This window comes from Flagellimonas okinawensis, from assembly GCF_029194005.1.
In the GTDB taxonomy this organism is placed as follows: domain Bacteria; phylum Bacteroidota; class Bacteroidia; order Flavobacteriales; family Flavobacteriaceae; genus Flagellimonas; species Flagellimonas okinawensis.
Map to the genome: position 1 here is coordinate 488,314 of NZ_JARFVA010000002.1, position 16,712 is coordinate 505,025.

Sequence of the window (16,712 nt, forward strand, 5' to 3'; positions counted from 1 at the left end):
GACCTTTAAATCATGAAAAATTATTAGAAAACATAATTTAATTGTATCCCTCCAAAATAATTTCGTCCATTACCGGGGTAATAATATCTAGGCTGGGCGCCCCCAAATCCAACGGCGTTGATCAATACGGATTGGGCATAATTGCTATCAAAAACATTATTGATGCCCACATTTAGTCCCAGACTTATTTGTGATGAAACTGATGTTCGATATCCTAACTTGGCATGGAACACATTAAAGGAATCACTGCTTATGGAATTGGCATCCGTCATGGGGATCTCACCCACAAATTGATGGGCCAAGTTCAATTGCAGTCCATTGGAATGCCTAAAATCGATTCCCGAGCTTAATCGATGTTTGGGAACACCTGTTAGTGGGTTGCCAGAGTAATCGTTGTCCTCATCTATAAACTCCACAAAGCTGTGGTCGTTGAGGGTATAACTTAGATAGGGTGAAAACGTGATGGATTGGGATAGTTTGTCCCGATATTGCAGGTCGATTTCCAAGCCTTGATGCCTCGTTTTCCCTGCATTTCTGCCAATATATTGGTCTTCCCCTACCCGCTGTGCCACCAAAAGTTTCTTTACATTCATACGGTATAGGGTGAAGTTTGCAGACAATTTTTTCTTGAACAACATCCATTCGGTGCCCAACTCATAATTTATTCCGGTTTCCTGGGCAATGTCTGGATTGATGATGCCATCTGGAGTTAGTGTTTCCTCCAAACTGGGATTGGAAAAGCCCCTACTGATGTTAGCATAGATCCGACCTTGTTGCCATTGATAGTTTACCCCAAGGTCTGGAAGCAAAATCGCATCAAAATCACGTTTGGCCGAGGCATTGGCACCACCCTCGTTGAACAGGTCCCTAAAATCATAATGGGTCTTGTTGAGGTTAAGCCCAATTTGGGTAGAAAGGCTTGCCGAAATGGGAAAGGTCAGCGTTCCAAAAAGATTGAACTGTCGACGGAACTCGGTGTTATCGCTCAATTCAATACCTTTCAAGCTTCCATTATTGTTGTTTTCTTCGTAGAGGTTCTCAAAAGTGCCCCAATGGTATTCGTCCCTGTAGAATTCTGTGCCAAAGGTAAAATCGGCTTTGCCCCATTGACCTGCAAATCGACTTCTAAAACCATACCCATTGGTAAATTCATCTAAAATGTTGAAGGGTCTAGGCTCGTAGTGGTCCAAATAAGTGTAGAAAACACTGGTGGTATTCTCCAGATTTTCGAAAAATTGATAGGTGTACGACAGGCCCGTCAAGATATATTTATTTGCCTCGTAGCCCTGTGCTGCCAACCAGTTTGATGCTGCTCGGGTAGGATCTTCCTCGAAATCCGTTTGATTGATGGAGCTTGGTATCTGGGCGATATAATCGATATAGTTTAGCAGAAAGGAAATGCTACTTTTTTGTCCAGTTCTGAATTGTGTGTTCAGAAGTAATCCATCGCGCTGGAATTGATTGTTCTGTCGGAAACCATCGGTTTCCAAGTGATTGTAGCTCAAACTCAAATTAAAACCATCTTCGGAATGGGAAAAAGTTAGGTTGTCCTTGAACATGTTGTACGAACCCATGCTAAAGGAATTGACAAGCTGTGTCCTGTTCTGAACCGAAGCTTTGGTTTTCAATAAGATGGCTCCTCCAAGATTGGCGCCATAGGCGCTGGCTTTTGGGCCTTTAATAATCTCTACCGCACCCAAATTTTCAAAATCGTATGCCTCCATAGTGGAGGCGCCCGTACCATTGGTGATAGGGATGCCATTAAAATACATCCTAAGCTTATTGGTGCCATAGGGCGTTCTGGCCCCTATTCCCCTAACAGTAATCCTATTGGTGTTGATGGCTCCAGAAAGGATATAAACACCCGAAATTTGATTAAATGCCGAAGGGATGTCCGTAGGATTGAACCGTTCAAAAGTCTTCCCGGCAATTTTTGAAGAAGGTGTAATGCCCGTGGCAATTTTGGGTATTGCTTCTTGGGTCAGCACCACTTCATCCAATTGCGTAATGGAATCTTTTTGGGCTTTCTGCGCCAATATTGGAAGTATTGTAAAAAATATAAAAAGTAGGGGGAGTCCTTTTTCTTTTAGATTCATTCAAGCGATTTATCAAGTTCTTCCAGTAATGTATTTGTGTCCAACACTGTGGCAAATTCATCCTTTAAGTTGGCCAATTCTGCATGAAATATAACATCTGCAGGGTAATTATTGTCGTCATATCCCATTTTATCGAAAGCTGCAGTGGCGTCAGAGACCAAAACAACATTGAAACCAAGGTTGGAGGCCATCCGTACCGAGGTAGAAATACAGTGCTCAATCGTAAGGCCAGCAATCACAAGATCCGTGATATTTTGTGCTCTCAGGCTCACTTCCAAATTTGTTCCGATAAAGGCGCTGTTCACGTTCTTTTCGAAAATGGTTTCATTGATCAAGGGTTGAACCAAAGGATGAAAATCGTTTCCCATCTTATTGGGATATAGGGGGGAATCAATATTACTGGAATTGTGTTTTACATGGAAAATAGGCAATTGTTTCTCCCTGAAAAACTGCAGTAGTCTCCCACAATTCTCTTCTGCTTTAGGATTGTTCCTTTCTGTACCATAAAAAGCCGTTTCCTGAAGACCGATTTGGACATCGATCAGAACAAGTGCAGTCATAGAGGATGAATTTTGAGTTAAAATTAAGGGAAATCAACATAAAACGGGCCGCAATTCTTTTCGCTGATGTATGCATTGAGAAATTCAATTTTAGGGAGACGTATACAATGGCTATTTTTGAACAAATTTGAGCACATGAAAATCGCATCATATAATGTAAATGGAATTCGCGCTGCAATGAACAAAGGTTTTGTGGATTGGCTGCAGTCGGTTTCACCGGATATCATTTGTTTACAAGAAACCAAGGCCATGGAAGAACAAGTGGATACCCAGCTATTTGAAGAGGCAGGTTATCCTTACCATTATTGGTTCAGCGCCCAGAAAAAGGGATATAGTGGGGTGGCATTATTGTGCAAAAATGAGCCGGATCATGTTGAGTTTGGCACCGGAATCGATTATATGGACCACGAGGGTAGAAATATCCGTGCCGATTTTGGAGATATTTCGGTAATGAGCATGTATTTGCCTTCTGGGACCAATATGGACAGGTTGGACTTTAAACTGACCTACATGGCCGATTTTCAAAAGTATTCCGAAGAACTTAGAAAGGAACGCCCCAACTTAATTGTTTGTGGGGATTACAATATCTGTCATGAAGCCATAGACATCCATGATCCTGTACGTAATAAGAACGTTTCAGGATTTTTGCCCGTAGAGCGCGAATGGATCGGGAATTTTATGAAAAGTGGGTTTATTGATAGTTTCCGCCATTTTAATAAAGAGCCCGATAATTACACCTGGTGGAGTTACCGAGCCAATGCGAGGGCCAACAATAAAGGTTGGCGTTTGGATTACGGTATGGTGGCCGAACCCTTGGAAGATAGATTAAAACGTTCGGTGATTTTATCCGAAGCAAAACACAGTGATCATTGCCCCATTTTGTTGGAGGTTGAACAATAACACAAGATCAAAGGATGATGGTATTGTTTATGTACCTTCGACTTTCCTAAATCATAAAAGATGAAATACACCAGAATTCCACATACCGATATTCGCATATCCAAGATTTGTTTGGGCACCATGACATGGGGCCGCCAGAACAATGAAGATGAAGCCCATGAGCAAATGGACTATGCCTTGGATCAAGGTGTCAACTTTTTTGATACGGCAGAGTTATATCCAGTCCCCGCAAAGAAGGAACTTTATGCGGTTACAGAAGAACTTATCGGAAACTGGTTCAAGAAAACCGGAAATCGTGATAAAGTAGTATTGGCCTCCAAAATAGCAGGGCCAGGACATGCCGCAAAACATATCCGAAGTAGCGGATTTAGTAAAGAATCCATTATCAGTGCAGTTGATGGGAGTTTAAAACGATTACAGACGGATTATATTGATCTTTACCAACTCCATTGGCCCGAACGAAACACCAATTATTTCGGACAGCGTGGATACAACGCCCATGCCGTGGATGTTTGGGAGGATAATATTCATCAGGTTTTGGAAACGCTACGCGATTTGATTGCCGAAGGTAAGATTCGTCACGTAGGACTGTCCAACGAAACGCCCTGGGGTACCATGCGCTATTTGGAAGAAAGCAAGGTGCACCAGTCTTTACCGCGAATGTTGACCATTCAAAACCCTTACAGTCTTTTGAATCGACTTTTTGAAGTGGGACTTTCGGAAATTTCCATGAGGGAACAGATAGGGCTTTTGGCATATTCACCCTTGGGATTTGGAGTGTTGAGCGGAAAATACCTTACCGAAATTCCCCCAAGAAAAGCTAGGGTGACCTTGTTTCCAAATTACAGCAGGTACAGTGGGGATACGGCGACTCAAGCCACCATAAAGTATGCAGAATTGGCAAAAGAACATGGTTTGAGCATGGCACAAATGGCCTTGGCCTTTGTAAACACTCGACCATTTTTGACCAGTAATATCATAGGAGCGACCAGTATGGAGCAGTTAAAGGAAAACATCGGAAGTATTGATGTAGAACTGTCCGATGAGGTTTTGGAGGGCATTGAGGAAATCCACAAAGCCATTCCTAACCCAGCACCTTAACTATTCAAGCGCATAGGCGCGGTATTCGTCACCAGAGGCGGTTCCCATTTTTCCTCCACCACAGGAAATCACAACATATTGTTTGCCATCGACTTGGTAAGTGATTGGTGTGGCATACCCTCCTGCGGGGAGTTGGCCTTCCCAAAGTTGCTTACCGGTCTTCATGTTAAAGGCACGTATTTTTTCATCCTTGGTAGCGGCTATAAAAAGAACACCACCTTTGGTGACAACGGGCCCTCCATAATTTTCCAACCCCGATACTGGAACATTGGGCTCCTGTAAACTTTTTTCATGCCCCAATGGAACAGTCCATAAATATTCTCCCGAATTGAGGTCTATGGCATTTAAAGTTCCCCATGGTGGTTTTACCACAGGATAACCCCGGTCATCTTTAAACCTTGCAAAGCTTGAGATGGAATAGGGCACATCGATTTTTGTTTTCTCTACTCTATGATCTTTTGCCTCTTCGATATCCATTAAAAAGTCGGTAATGGCATTGGTTTCTTCTTCGGAAAGATTCGGCATGCCCGGCATGGCGCCACGACCTTTTTGGATGATACTTGATATGGAGTCGGATTCCAATCGCAATTTCACATTCTGAAGTTCAGGGATTCCGTTTAAGCCTTGCAAATCCCCTCCATGGCATCGGGCACAGTGGATTTGTGCCAAACTTTGTCCCATACTGGAACCTTCGCCATTGCCTCCAATTTCTTTCATTTTAATGATCCAAGCCATCTCGTTGGCATTTACGTACATTACGCCATCCCTAGGGTCGAGTGCTGCCCCGCCCCATTCTGCACCACCATCGGCACCTGGAAATAAAATGACTCCAGTGGTATCCATTGGGATAAATTGACCTTGCGATGTAATGGATTTGAATTTTTCTAGCACGGTGGGAGCATTATCGGTTTCGTTGCCTGGAACCAAATCATCAACAAAAGCGGTCCGGTCCGGGGCATACAAATCTTCCTCCGTCAAAATCTGACGTGCAAAAGGCGCGGGTTTTAAGGGTAGGGGTTGGGTTTCAAACGCTTTTTCCCCAAGTAGTTTTGAACTTGGATATGCTTTTTCCTCGATGGGAAATAAAGGCTCTCCTGTAATTCGATTAAACACAAAAACATGACCACTTTTGGTCACTTGTGCCACGGCTGGAATCGTTTCTCCGTTCCTGACAATGTCCACTAAGTTGGGCGGTGCGGGCAGATCTCTGTCCCAAATATCGTGGTGCACCATTTGAAAATGCCAAATACGTTCCCCTGTATTCGCATTTAACGCCAACAGGGAATTGGCAAAAAGGTTGGACCCTTCGCGGTCGCCCCCGTACCAATCAAACGCTGCTGAACCCGTTGGGATGTAAACAATGCCTTGTTCGTTGTCCAATGCCATTCCGGGCCAGCTGTTGGCTCCCCCAACTTTATTATATGCCTCAGCGGGCCAGGTATCGTAACCAAACTCTCCAGGTTGTGGAATGGTATGGAAGGTCCATAAAATTTCGCCCGTGAGCACATTGTAGGCGCGAATGTGCCCTGGTGACGAACCGGGACCTTCACCAACTCGGGTACCTTGGATTAATATGTTTTTAAAAACTGCCCCGGGGGTATTGGATACTACGGATAATTTACTTGGGTCCCTACCCAAACCATCCCGAAGGTCTATACTGCCGTTATTGCCAAAATCACTTATGGGCTGGCCCGTTTTAAGATTTATGGCATATAGTTTTGGTCCGGATGAGAAAAAAATGCGACTGGGTTCGGCACCGTCAGATTTCCAATAATTCAATCCTCGGTTGAGTCCCAAGCCGGATTCATCTTTTGTTTTTGGTGAAAATTTCCAGATTTCCTCCCCTGTTTTCGCATTGATGGCGAACAGCTCTATGGCTGCATTTACACCATAAAGTACATTTTCAACCATTAAAGGGCTTGTCTGTATCTGTGTGGTTCTTCCTTCTTGCAGGCCTCCACTTTTATAGCTCCAAGCTAGTTTTAATTGGGAAACATTCGTGGTGTCAATTTGATCTTGGTTTGAGTAGTGTGTGCGTTCTGGGTCTCCTAAATAATGTTCCCAAGTACTGAAATAAGCCTTGTCGGCATTATTGGGATTTGGGTTGGTACAGGAAATTAGAATGGATAGGGGTATTAGGAGAAAAAATCGTTTCATGTGCAGTTTGAATGTTTTTTAATTGAATATTAGCAATCAATCATGATGCTTTGTCTCTTCGAGCGCAGTCGAGAAGTTATTGGAACCAACGACTTAAAAATGAAGTCTCGACTGCGCTCGACCTGACAACCTGTTGTTTATGGGCAATCAGAATTTTAAATATAGAAAGAAACAGTTAAAAACAGATTTATCCGAAGAGATGGGCAACCACATCTTCAATCTTGGAGACCTTTTGAATCTGAATTCCAGACTGTTTTAGCCCAATCTTATTGTTTTTGGATACGAAGATTTTGGAGAAGCCCAGTTTTTCCGCTTCCAGAATGCGTTGGTCCACACGTTGCACAGGTCTAATTTCTCCTGCAAGTCCAACTTCTGCGGCAAAACAGATGCCTTTTTCAATGGCAATGTCCGAATTACTGGATAGGATGGCGGCCATAACGGCCAAATCAATGGCAGGGTCATCAACGGAAATTCCGCCTGTGATGTTGAGGAAAACATCCTTTGCACCCAATTTAAAACCTGCCCGTTTTTCCAAAACTGCCAGTAGCATGTTCAATCTTTTGGCGTTAAATCCTGTGGCAGAACGTTGAGGTGTTCCGTAAACAGCTGTGCTTACCAAAGCCTGAATTTCGATGAGTAAGGGGCGCATGCCTTCCACTGTGGCAGCGATGGCTGTGCCGCTGAGGTCTTCGTCGTTTTTGGAAATCAACACCTCCGAAGGATTATTTACTTCGCGTAATCCGCTTCCCTGCATTTCATAAATGCCCAGTTCTGCGGTTGAACCAAAACGGTTTTTAAGGGAACGGAGAATACGGTATACATAATTGCGGTCGCCTTCAAACTGTAGGACAGTGTCTACCATATGCTCCAAAATCTTGGGGCCTGCAATGGTGCCATCTTTTGTGATGTGTCCCACTAAAATAACCGGTGTGTGGCTTTCTTTGGCAAATTTGATGAGTTCCGCGGTGCATTCGCGAATTTGGGAAATACTCCCGGCGGCAGATTCAATATAATCCGTGTGTAGGGTCTGAATGGAATCGATGACAACCAAATCGGGCTCGATGGTCGAAACTTGCTGAAAAATATTCTGTGTTTTGGTCTCGGTAAGGATGTAACAGTTTTCGCTATTGGGTTGAATGCGGTCGGCACGCATTTTTATCTGCCGTTGACTTTCCTCTCCCGATACATAAAGTATTTTGTAGGGTAGTTTGAGTGCAATCTGAAGTAGCAAAGTACTTTTTCCGATACCGGGTTCGCCTCCTAACAAAGTCAATGACCCTGGAACGAGCCCACCACCTAAAACGCGATTGAATTCTTGGTCGAGGGAGTCCAGACGGAGTTCCTTTTCCTGTGTGATTTCCGAAACTCGAAGGGGTTTGTTTGCCTGTTTAGCAACCTTATCGGCTTTCCAACTTTTTTTATCCTCTTTTTGGACTACTTCTTCCACAATGGTATTCCATTCCTTGCAAGAGGAACATTGCCCTACCCACTTGGGAAATTGAGCTCCACAGTTTTGACAAAAAAATGCTGTTTTGGTCTTGGCCATTCAAATTAAATGAGGGGCCTAAAGATATGGAATTAGATGGTGGATTGGATATATGGATGGTTGGATAGTTGGATTTTTGGAGAGGAAATCATCTAACAATCCAATAATCTAGGAATCCATGCTACTAGTATCCGAAGTCTGCTTTAAGTGCATCAATTTTTTCGAGGGCCATATCTTTGGTCAAAAAGTCGATTTCTTCCAATTGGAAAGCTTTTTCGAAGGTTTTGAACGCTTTTTTGGGCTCTCCGATGAACTCATAATGTTCTGCTTCAAAATAGAAGCCCATCATGGTTTCAGGAAATTCTTTTTTGCAAAGTTCGGCCAGTGGTTTTAAGGATTCATAATCCTCTTTTTTTAGACAGGCCGCATAAATGGCCATAATATCGTTGAGCTCAACGGGCTTTTCAAAACCGAACAGGTCTTCTATGGTTTGGTACCTATTCTCCAAATAATTGAAGACTGGTTCTTCCGAAGTTAAAATATCAGACTTGTATTCTGCTGGTGTAATGGGTCTATAAATACTAAAGACATTGTCAAAAGCTTTGCTTATTCCATAGGCGGCGATAGATGTATGGTCGGCTCCGTCATACTCATCAAAAAAGTAATGTAGGGACTCTTTGGTGATGGAACTTATGCTATGGTTCATTTGAAGGATGCGTTGTCTATCGTCCGTGGGTTGTTTTTCCAAGATCAAATTGTAGAAGATGGTCTGATCCAGTTCGGACAAGCGAGCTGGGACCCGGCTTTCCATTTCGGTTGCCAAAACGGGCGAAATGCTTATGTAAGAGTTGAAAAATGAGCGATCTTTAAACAAGAAATAGTTGCCAAAATTGGCCGTGATATCGTAGCCCACGAACATTTTAAAAGGAGCAATGTTGTAGCTGGTGGCTAAATACGGAATGATTTCGGTGCCCAAAAATTCGTAGAACATTTTACCTTTTTCGGTGGGTAGGCCCGATATATCTTCGTAGTCGCAATCTTCCCAACGAAGATCATTTTGTAATTGATGAATACCGACTACAATGGCTTCGGGCATACGGTCAAGCTTACTTTGAAATTTTACATTGGCTACAACTAGGTCGAACAAATAATCTGCATCCAATACCACGATCAAGGGATATGCTTTTTCTTCGGTATAGTCTTCCGGGAAATAGTAGGAGACGTCCCGTCTTTCCTGTAGTTTGAAGGATTCAAAAATCTCCTTTTTTACTTGAGCATTGGTAGTCAAGCAAATGAAGCCTATCAGTAGAAATAGACATTTTTTCATTGGTTAAGATTTAGGCGGCTGGGGCTTACCGATTTCTATTCAATAACGGTAATATGAGGAAGGATATTGCACCAAAAACAACGACCATTAAAGTTTGTGCGATCCACATGATCCACCCAAATGCATCTCCGGAAACCGAGCTGATGCCATAAATACTTAGAGCTGCGCTAACAGCGATAGGGTACAGGCCTATTCCGCCATTGGTTGTGGACATGGCAAAGGCGCCAGCAACAAAAGCCACCAATAATTCACCAAGGGAAAGAGGAATGGTTTCTTCGACCGTGTATTTTATCACCCAGAACATACCAAAATAGGCGGCCCAGATGAATAATGTGTGGAGAATAAAGGGCCATTTGTTTTTCATTTTAAAAACACTGAGCACCCCATCTTGGAGCCCGTTTAGAAACCCTTTCAGTTTTAAAAAAAATGGGGATTTGGATTTACGAATAATGTAAGACCCCAAAAACAAACCAACGATACCAACGAATAATATTCCAATGGCCCCAATAATGTTTACCCCTCGCTCTTCCAAGAAGCCGAGGATAAAATCAGTTTGAAGCACTAGAGTAATCAAAATTATGATCAAAAGCATTAAAAGGTCGATTACCCTCTCGGTCACAATGGTTCCAAATCCTTTTTCAAAAGGAACTTTTTCGTAAGTGGTAAGTGCGGTCGCCCTTAATATTTCGCCCGAGCGGGGAATACCCAAATTGGCAAAATAGGATATTAATACAATAAATATGGTGTTCACGGTTTTTGGGCGATACCCCATGGGTTCCAAAAGATATTTCCAGCGAACGGCTCGTGAAATATGGCTCAATATGCCAATGATTATGGAAATGGTCACCCAAAATGGGCTCGCATTGGAAATGTAATGTATGATCTGTTCCCTTTCTTCCGGAGTGGTGGAGTTATAGGAGTACCAAACCAAAAATAGCCCAAAGGCGATGGGTACAAATAACTTAAGGAATTTTTTCAGGGATTTGCCCAAAATTTACTTGAGTAAATTGGTTTCCTCGTTAGGGAATACCAATGCTGGATTAAATGTTTTTGCCTCTTCGATATCCATCCAAGCATAGGTGATCAGGATCAATACGTCTCCAACGGCCACTTTTCTTGCGGCAGCACCGTTTAGGGTCAGTTCTCCAGAACCCCTAGGGCCTGGAATGGCATAAGTTTCCAATCGTTCACCGTTATTGTTGTTCACTATCTGAACTTTTTCGCCCCTAATAATGTTGGCGGCATCCATTAGATCTTCGTCTATGGTAATACTCCCAATATAGTTAAGGTCTGCCCCGGTAACTTTTACTCGGTGAATTTTAGATTTTACGACTTCTACTTGCATGGTGCAAAATTATCAATTCAATCTTAGATTATCAATTAGGCGAACACCGTCAGCGTAAACGGCAATAAACGCCCTATATTTTTGGTTGTCTTGAATTTTTAAAGCGGGCGTAAGTGTATTTTCGTCTGCAATTTCAAAATATTCAAGATCGAACAAGGGGTGCTGTTCAAATTCTGTTTGCACCCAATCCGCTATATATGTAGCACTTTCCGTGCCAAATTTGGATTTCGCTGACTGTAGGGTTTTGTAGATAAAATCTGCCTTTTCACGTGTGTCTTTGGAGAGTCTCTCGTTTCTTGAACTCATCGCCAATCCGTGAGCTTCCCTTTCTATTGGGCAGCCGATAATGGTATAGGGCAATTTTTTGTTTTCGGCCATTTTTCGGATAATCTGCAACTGCTGAAAATCCTTCTCGCCAAAATAGGCCTTGTCCGGGGCCACCGTTCTGAGCAAAAGCTCTACAATGGTACCAACACCGTCAAAATGTCCGGATCTAAATTCGCCTTCCATCACTTTGTCCAAGCCATCGAATTCATAACTCTCGGAAGCTACATTGCCTTCATATATTTCATCGACAGTGGGAGCAAATACAACTATATTGTCCGAAACCTGTTCCAATAGGTCGATATCTTTTTCGAAAGTACGTGGATATTTTTCAAGATCATCTTTTTTGTCAAATTGGGTGGGGTTGACAAAAATGCTGACCACTACCGAATCATTTTCCGAAAGTGCTTTTTTTACCAAGGAGATATGACCTGCATGAAGAGCGCCCATAGTAGGTACAAGACCAATGGTTCGGTCTTTTTTACGCTCCTCCATAGTGAACGTGTTTATGTCATTTTTACGGTCGAATATCTTCATATACAGGTACAAAAGGGTGCAAAAATACTATAAATACTGCTAATCAGCATAATTTTTGTACTTTTGCAGCTATGTTTTTCGGATAAACAAAAGAAAGTGTTTATGAATGGTAAAAAGGTATTGTTTGTATCTTCTGAATTAGTTCCCTACCTCCCAGAGAATCCTGTTTCCTTAATGTCGTACGAAGCGCCTAGAATGGTGAACAGTAATGGTGGGCAAATACGGATTTTCATGCCAAGGTATGGAAATATTAACGAAAGGAGGCATCAATTACATGAGGTAATACGTTTATCGGGGATGAACCTGGTGATCAATGACATGGATATGCCGCTGATCATAAAGGTAGCCTCCATACCAAAAGAAAGAATCCAGGTCTATTTTATAGATAACGACGAATATTTTAAGAGAAAAGCAACATTTGCCGATGCGGATGGAAACTTGTTCCCGGATAATGACGAACGCGCTATTTTCTTTGCGAAGGGAGTTGTGGAAACAGTAAAGAAATTGAATTGGTCGCCGGACATCATTCATGTTCACGGATGGATGGCTTCCATGGTTCCACTCTATTTGAGAAAGTACTATGCGGATGAACCCTTGTTTGCAGAAAGTAGAATAGTTACATCTGTTTACGGTAAGGATTTTGAAGGTGAGCTTGATAGTGCCATGATAGATAAAATTGCTTTCGATGGTATTGATAAAGAGGAAATTTCAGCGTTGACAAACCCTGAGTATAATAATTTGTTAAAGGTTGCCGTAGATCATTCCGATGCCGTTATTTTAGCCGCGGAGGATTTGTCAGATGATCTAAAGGCTCATATTGACAATCTTACCGTACCGGTATTGCCTTACGTTTCGCTTCAAGAAGCGGAAGAGGCATACACAAATTTCTATAATACAGAGGTTTTAAAATAGATTGAATGAGATTTTCCAATGTTTTCAAAGTTTCAGCCCTTGTTGGAACTTTGTTTTTACTGCTTGCCTCTTGTGAAGAAGAATTGGACACCTTGGGAGAAGGTGTTATTGCAGGAGAGCCCTTCACCACAGGCAAGGCGGAGTACGATGTTTTTGCCTATAACAGAGGGATAACCGCTGTTCAGACAAACAGGCTTCCTCTATACCAATTGGGGACTTATAACGACCCCATTTATGGTCAAAGAAAGGCAAGTATTATTTCTCAACTTTCACTGGCAACTACTTCCCCGATTTTTGGCGACCTTAGTCAGGCGAGCGAAGATGATGCCGACAACGACCAGGAAAACGAAACAGTAAAAGAGGTAATTCTTTACATTCCTTTTCAAACAGCTCCATCACCTGATGCAGATGGAGATGGTATTCCAGATGCGTTGGAGAGTGGTGGTGATGCCGAAGACCCGAATTCCGATTGGGACGGTGATGGTGTAACCGACAATCAAGAACGTGTGTTAGGGTCAAACCCATATGATGCGGATGAGGATGGTACAGGTGATGATTTTGTACCGAACATTTACCCCAACAGGTTCGATTTGGACAGTATTTATGGAGATAGGAACCAAACTTTTGACTTGGTGGTTTCAAGATCTAATTATTTTCTCCGGGATTTGGATCCCAATTCCAATTTTGAAGAGGCACAAGAGTATTACTCCAATCAGGATTTTTCCAGTTTTATTGGAGAGGAATTAACTATCGAAGGTCAGAACACAGTTGTGATCGATGATATGGAAATGCTCGTTTATGAGGAGGACGACCCGGATACAGAAGATGTTGATGAGTCTCAAACCGTAGTGGACACAAGAGTGGCACCGGGAATAAGAATTCCATTGAACCCAGATTTTTTTCAAGAGAATATTTTGGATAAGGAGGGGCAACCAGAATTGTTGAGTCAATCCAATTTTAAAAATTTCCTTAGAGGAATCCATTTGTCCGGTACAGATTTGGACGAGCTCATGTTTTTGCTTGATTTGACAGAGGCAAATATTACCATCACTTATGAATATGATGACTTTGATCCAGAAACGGAGGAAACCATAACCGCCGAGAGCGATTTTGTCCTTAGTTTCCTAGCTGGAAGCGCACAATCCGGATTTACGGGAAATGCCGTCAATATTTTTGAAAATGAAATCATGCCAGTGGATTTGGAAAGTGGTGAGAATGCTTCCAGAATTTATGTTAAAGGAGGTGGTACCCTTACCGAAGTTAGATTGTTCGATGAAATTCAGAACGGAGGTGCTAACATCATAAATCAGATAAAGCAGAACAACTGGGTAATCAATGAAGCCAATCTCGTTTTTTATGTAGATCGTGACGCTTTGACTCAGGCGGGTTCAACTGTGGAGCCACCGAGATTGTATTTGTACAATGCCGAAACAAATATGCCTTTATACGATATTTCCAACGAAGATATTACTGCAAATTCAGGACCGAACTCCCTTAGATATTATCCTAGTCATGATGCTTTGTTAGAAAAAGAAAATGGCATGGGACTTAAATATACAATTCGTATTACGGAGCATATCAATAATATAATTGTAAGGGATTCCACCAATGCTCAATTAGGTTTGACTTTGACACCCAATATTAACCTTGCAGTGGTACAGGAGGCCGTGGATACGGATATGCAGGGTGTGGATTATCCAATTGGTGCAACAATGAGTCCTTTGGGTACCATACTATATGGCAGCAATGTTGCGCCAGGAGAAGAAGCTAAGAAACTCAAGCTAGAGATCTATTATACGGAAGCCAATTAAAACTAAGGTTAGGTTAGTCGTGGTTTTTTGAACGTTTATCGTTTAAATGATTCATAACTATGCGTTTTACCGTATACACTTTATATTTGGCAACCACCCCCAAACGATAGTTAACTAAAGGAAAATCTTATGTGTGGAATAGTTGGTTATATTGGTCATAGAGAGGCCTATCCTGTAATCATTAAAGGTCTTCAAAGGCTTGAGTACAGAGGGTACGATAGTGCAGGTGTTACCCTTTTCGATGGTGAGAACATTCATCTTGCCAAAACAAAAGGAAAAGTTGAAGATTTAAAAACTAAGGCAGAGTCTTCAATCCCTACTGGAGGAAAACTTGGTCTTGGTCATACACGTTGGGCAACCCATGGTGTGCCGAACGATGTGAATTCCCATCCACATTATTCCAATTCTGGAGATTTGGTAATTATCCATAATGGAATCATAGAAAATTATGAATCCATTAAGCAGGCACTTATTAAAAGAGGATACACCTTTGAATCTGATACAGATACCGAAGTACTTGTAAATCTTATTGAGGAAGTTAAGAATAAAGAAGGGGTAAAGCTTGGAAAAGCTGTTCAGATAGCATTGAATCAAGTTGTAGGGGCTTATGCCATTGCGGTGTTTGACAAAAACAAACCTGACGAGATCGTAGTTGCAAAACTAGGAAGTCCTTTGGCCATTGGTATTGGTGAAAACGAATATTTTATAGCCTCCGATGCATCGCCATTTATTGAGTTTACCAACAATGCGGTATACCTAGAAGATGAGGAAATGGCCATTGTAAGGATAGGCAAGGAAATCAAACTCCGCAAAATCAAGGATGATGCGATTGCCTACCCAAATATTTTGGAGCTTCAACTTAATTTGGAAGAAATAGAAAAAGGTGGGTACGATCATTTTATGCTCAAGGAAATTTACGAGCAACCTAAGGCGATCATGGATACCTACAGAGGACGTTTATTGGCTGACAAGGGCATCATCAAGATGGCAGGAATCGATCAAAACCTTGAAAAATTCCTTAATGCCAATAGAATAATAATTGTTGCTTGTGGAACCTCCTGGCACGCAGGACTAGTTGCGGAATATATCTTTGAAGATATGGCCAGAATACCTGTGGAAGTCGAATACGCTTCGGAATTCCGGTACAGAAATCCCGTCATTACAGAGAATGATGTTTTAATAGCAATTTCTCAATCAGGGGAAACTGCGGATACCTTGGCCGCTATTAAGTTGGCAAAAGAAAAAGGTGCATTTGTGTTCGGAGTTTGTAATGTGGTGGGCTCATCAATTGCCAGAGAAACTCATGCAGGGGCGTATACCCACGCCGGTCCCGAAATTGGAGTTGCATCAACCAAGGCCTTTACGACTCAAATAACTGTTTTGACCCTTATTGCCCTAAAATTGGCACAGGAAAAAGGAACATTGTCTCAATCCAAGTATCACGAATATTTGGCAGAATTGGAGGCAGTGCCCGCAAAAGTGGAAAAGGCATTGTTGTCAAACCCACTGGTAGAGGAAATTTCAAATACCTATAAAGATTCGGCAAATTGCCTTTATTTAGGGAGAGGCTATAATTTTCCTGTAGCATTGGAAGGAGCATTAAAGTTGAAGGAAATCAGTTATATCCATGCGGAAGGATATCCAGCTGCTGAAATGAAGCACGGTCCTATTGCATTGATAGACGAGCAAATGCCCGTTGTAGTAATTGCAACCAAAAAGGGCCATTACGAAAAAGTTGTAAGTAATATCCAGGAAATAAAATCCAGAAAAGGAAAGATTATAGCTGTGGTTACGGAAGGAGATGAAACGGTCAAAGAACTGGCCGATCATGTCGTCGAAGTTCCGGATACTTCCGAAAGTTTATCTCCACTGCTGACTACTATACCGCTACAATTGCTATCATATCATATTGCTGTAATGAGAGGCTGTAATGTAGATCAACCTCGAAATTTAGCTAAGTCCGTAACAGTGGAATAAAATCCCGGACATAAATAATAAAGATAAAAAGGCGCTGATTTCAGCGCCTTTTTTGTTGAAAACTTATATTTGAATACTTTTTTTTGCTAAAAAAGTATTATGCATGCATAATTTTTTTCAATTTTGTATAATTGAAATAAAAAAAAATGTATCTTCCCGACTGATACTTAACATGCACA

The 16,712-nt window shown here is 42.0% G+C and carries 13 protein-coding genes; 5 read left to right on the top strand and 8 right to left on the bottom strand.

Annotation, left to right across the window (positions count from 1 at the left end; translation table 11 throughout):
- Window positions 1–23: 23 nt before the first annotated feature.
- Together PY091_RS08025 and PY091_RS08030 are read right to left on the bottom strand one after the other, a co-directional pair.
- Window positions 24–2,096 carry a TonB-dependent receptor family protein gene (locus PY091_RS08025; protein WP_275649189.1) on the bottom strand — a complete coding sequence of 691 codons (2,073 nt, stop codon included), beginning with the start codon at window positions 2,094–2,096 and terminating at the stop codon, window positions 24–26.
- Entirely contained in the window at window positions 2,093–2,656 is a 564-nt protein-coding gene (locus tag PY091_RS08030) for a cysteine hydrolase family protein (RefSeq protein WP_275649190.1), read from the bottom strand. The genes PY091_RS08025 and PY091_RS08030 overlap by 4 nt, the downstream gene beginning before the upstream one ends.
- Before the next feature lie 135 nt (window positions 2,657–2,791).
- On the opposite strand from PY091_RS08030, the gene PY091_RS08035 reads away from it, so the two are divergent.
- Window positions 2,792–3,556 (top strand): exodeoxyribonuclease III, encoded by a 765-nt coding sequence (locus PY091_RS08035; protein ID WP_275649191.1) that lies wholly within the window; start codon window positions 2,792–2,794, stop codon window positions 3,554–3,556.
- Between the two features lie 60 nt (window positions 3,557–3,616).
- A complete protein-coding gene (locus PY091_RS08040; RefSeq protein ID WP_275649192.1) occupies window positions 3,617–4,657 on the top strand; it encodes an NADP(H)-dependent aldo-keto reductase in 1,041 nt (346 codons plus the stop codon).
- Here the strand turns inward: PY091_RS08040 and PY091_RS08045 are convergent, their stop codons facing one another.
- From PY091_RS08045 to panC, 6 genes are all read right to left on the bottom strand, one after another.
- Complete coding sequence (locus tag PY091_RS08045) at window positions 4,658–6,814, bottom strand: outer membrane protein assembly factor BamB family protein (RefSeq protein ID WP_275649193.1); 2,157 nt, start codon at window positions 6,812–6,814, stop codon at window positions 4,658–4,660. It lies immediately after the preceding gene.
- A gap of 187 nt (window positions 6,815–7,001) precedes the next feature.
- The gene (gene radA, locus PY091_RS08050; RefSeq protein WP_275649194.1) at window positions 7,002–8,360 is read right to left on the bottom strand and encodes a DNA repair protein RadA; all 1,359 of its coding nucleotides are present in this window, start codon (window positions 8,358–8,360) and stop codon (window positions 7,002–7,004) included.
- A 124-nt stretch (window positions 8,361–8,484) separates the two neighbouring features.
- Window positions 8,485–9,627, bottom strand: a complete 1,143-nt coding sequence (locus PY091_RS08055) for an alpha/beta hydrolase (protein ID WP_275649195.1) — start codon at window positions 9,625–9,627, stop codon at window positions 8,485–8,487.
- Between the two features lie 25 nt (window positions 9,628–9,652).
- Window positions 9,653–10,618 carry a lysylphosphatidylglycerol synthase transmembrane domain-containing protein gene (locus tag PY091_RS08060; RefSeq protein ID WP_275649196.1) on the bottom strand — a complete coding sequence of 322 codons (966 nt, stop codon included), beginning with the start codon at window positions 10,616–10,618 and terminating at the stop codon, window positions 9,653–9,655.
- 3 nt (window positions 10,619–10,621) lie between these two features.
- Window positions 10,622–10,972, bottom strand: coding sequence for an aspartate 1-decarboxylase (gene panD / locus PY091_RS08065; protein ID WP_119606997.1), 351 nt, complete (start codon window positions 10,970–10,972; stop codon window positions 10,622–10,624).
- A gap of 12 nt (window positions 10,973–10,984) precedes the next feature.
- The gene (gene panC / locus PY091_RS08070) at window positions 10,985–11,833 is read right to left on the bottom strand and encodes a pantoate--beta-alanine ligase (protein WP_275649197.1); all 849 of its coding nucleotides are present in this window, start codon (window positions 11,831–11,833) and stop codon (window positions 10,985–10,987) included.
- 102 nt (window positions 11,834–11,935) lie between these two features.
- Here panC and PY091_RS08075 point away from each other — a divergent pair, with 102 nt between their 5' ends.
- The 3 genes from PY091_RS08075 to glmS all read left to right on the top strand — a co-directional run bounded on the left by PY091_RS08075 (window position 11,936) and on the right by glmS (window position 16,533).
- Window positions 11,936–12,745: a glycogen/starch synthase gene (locus PY091_RS08075; protein WP_275649198.1), complete on the top strand. Its 810-nt coding sequence runs from the start codon at window positions 11,936–11,938 to the stop codon at window positions 12,743–12,745.
- Window positions 12,746–12,750: 5 nt separating this feature from the next.
- Window positions 12,751–14,556 (top strand): DUF4270 domain-containing protein, encoded by a 1,806-nt coding sequence (locus tag PY091_RS08080; protein ID WP_275649199.1) that lies wholly within the window; start codon window positions 12,751–12,753, stop codon window positions 14,554–14,556.
- A gap of 129 nt (window positions 14,557–14,685) precedes the next feature.
- Window positions 14,686–16,533: a glutamine--fructose-6-phosphate transaminase (isomerizing) gene (gene glmS, locus PY091_RS08085; protein ID WP_275649200.1), complete on the top strand. Its 1,848-nt coding sequence runs from the start codon at window positions 14,686–14,688 to the stop codon at window positions 16,531–16,533.
- Window positions 16,534–16,712: the final 179 nt, after the last annotated feature.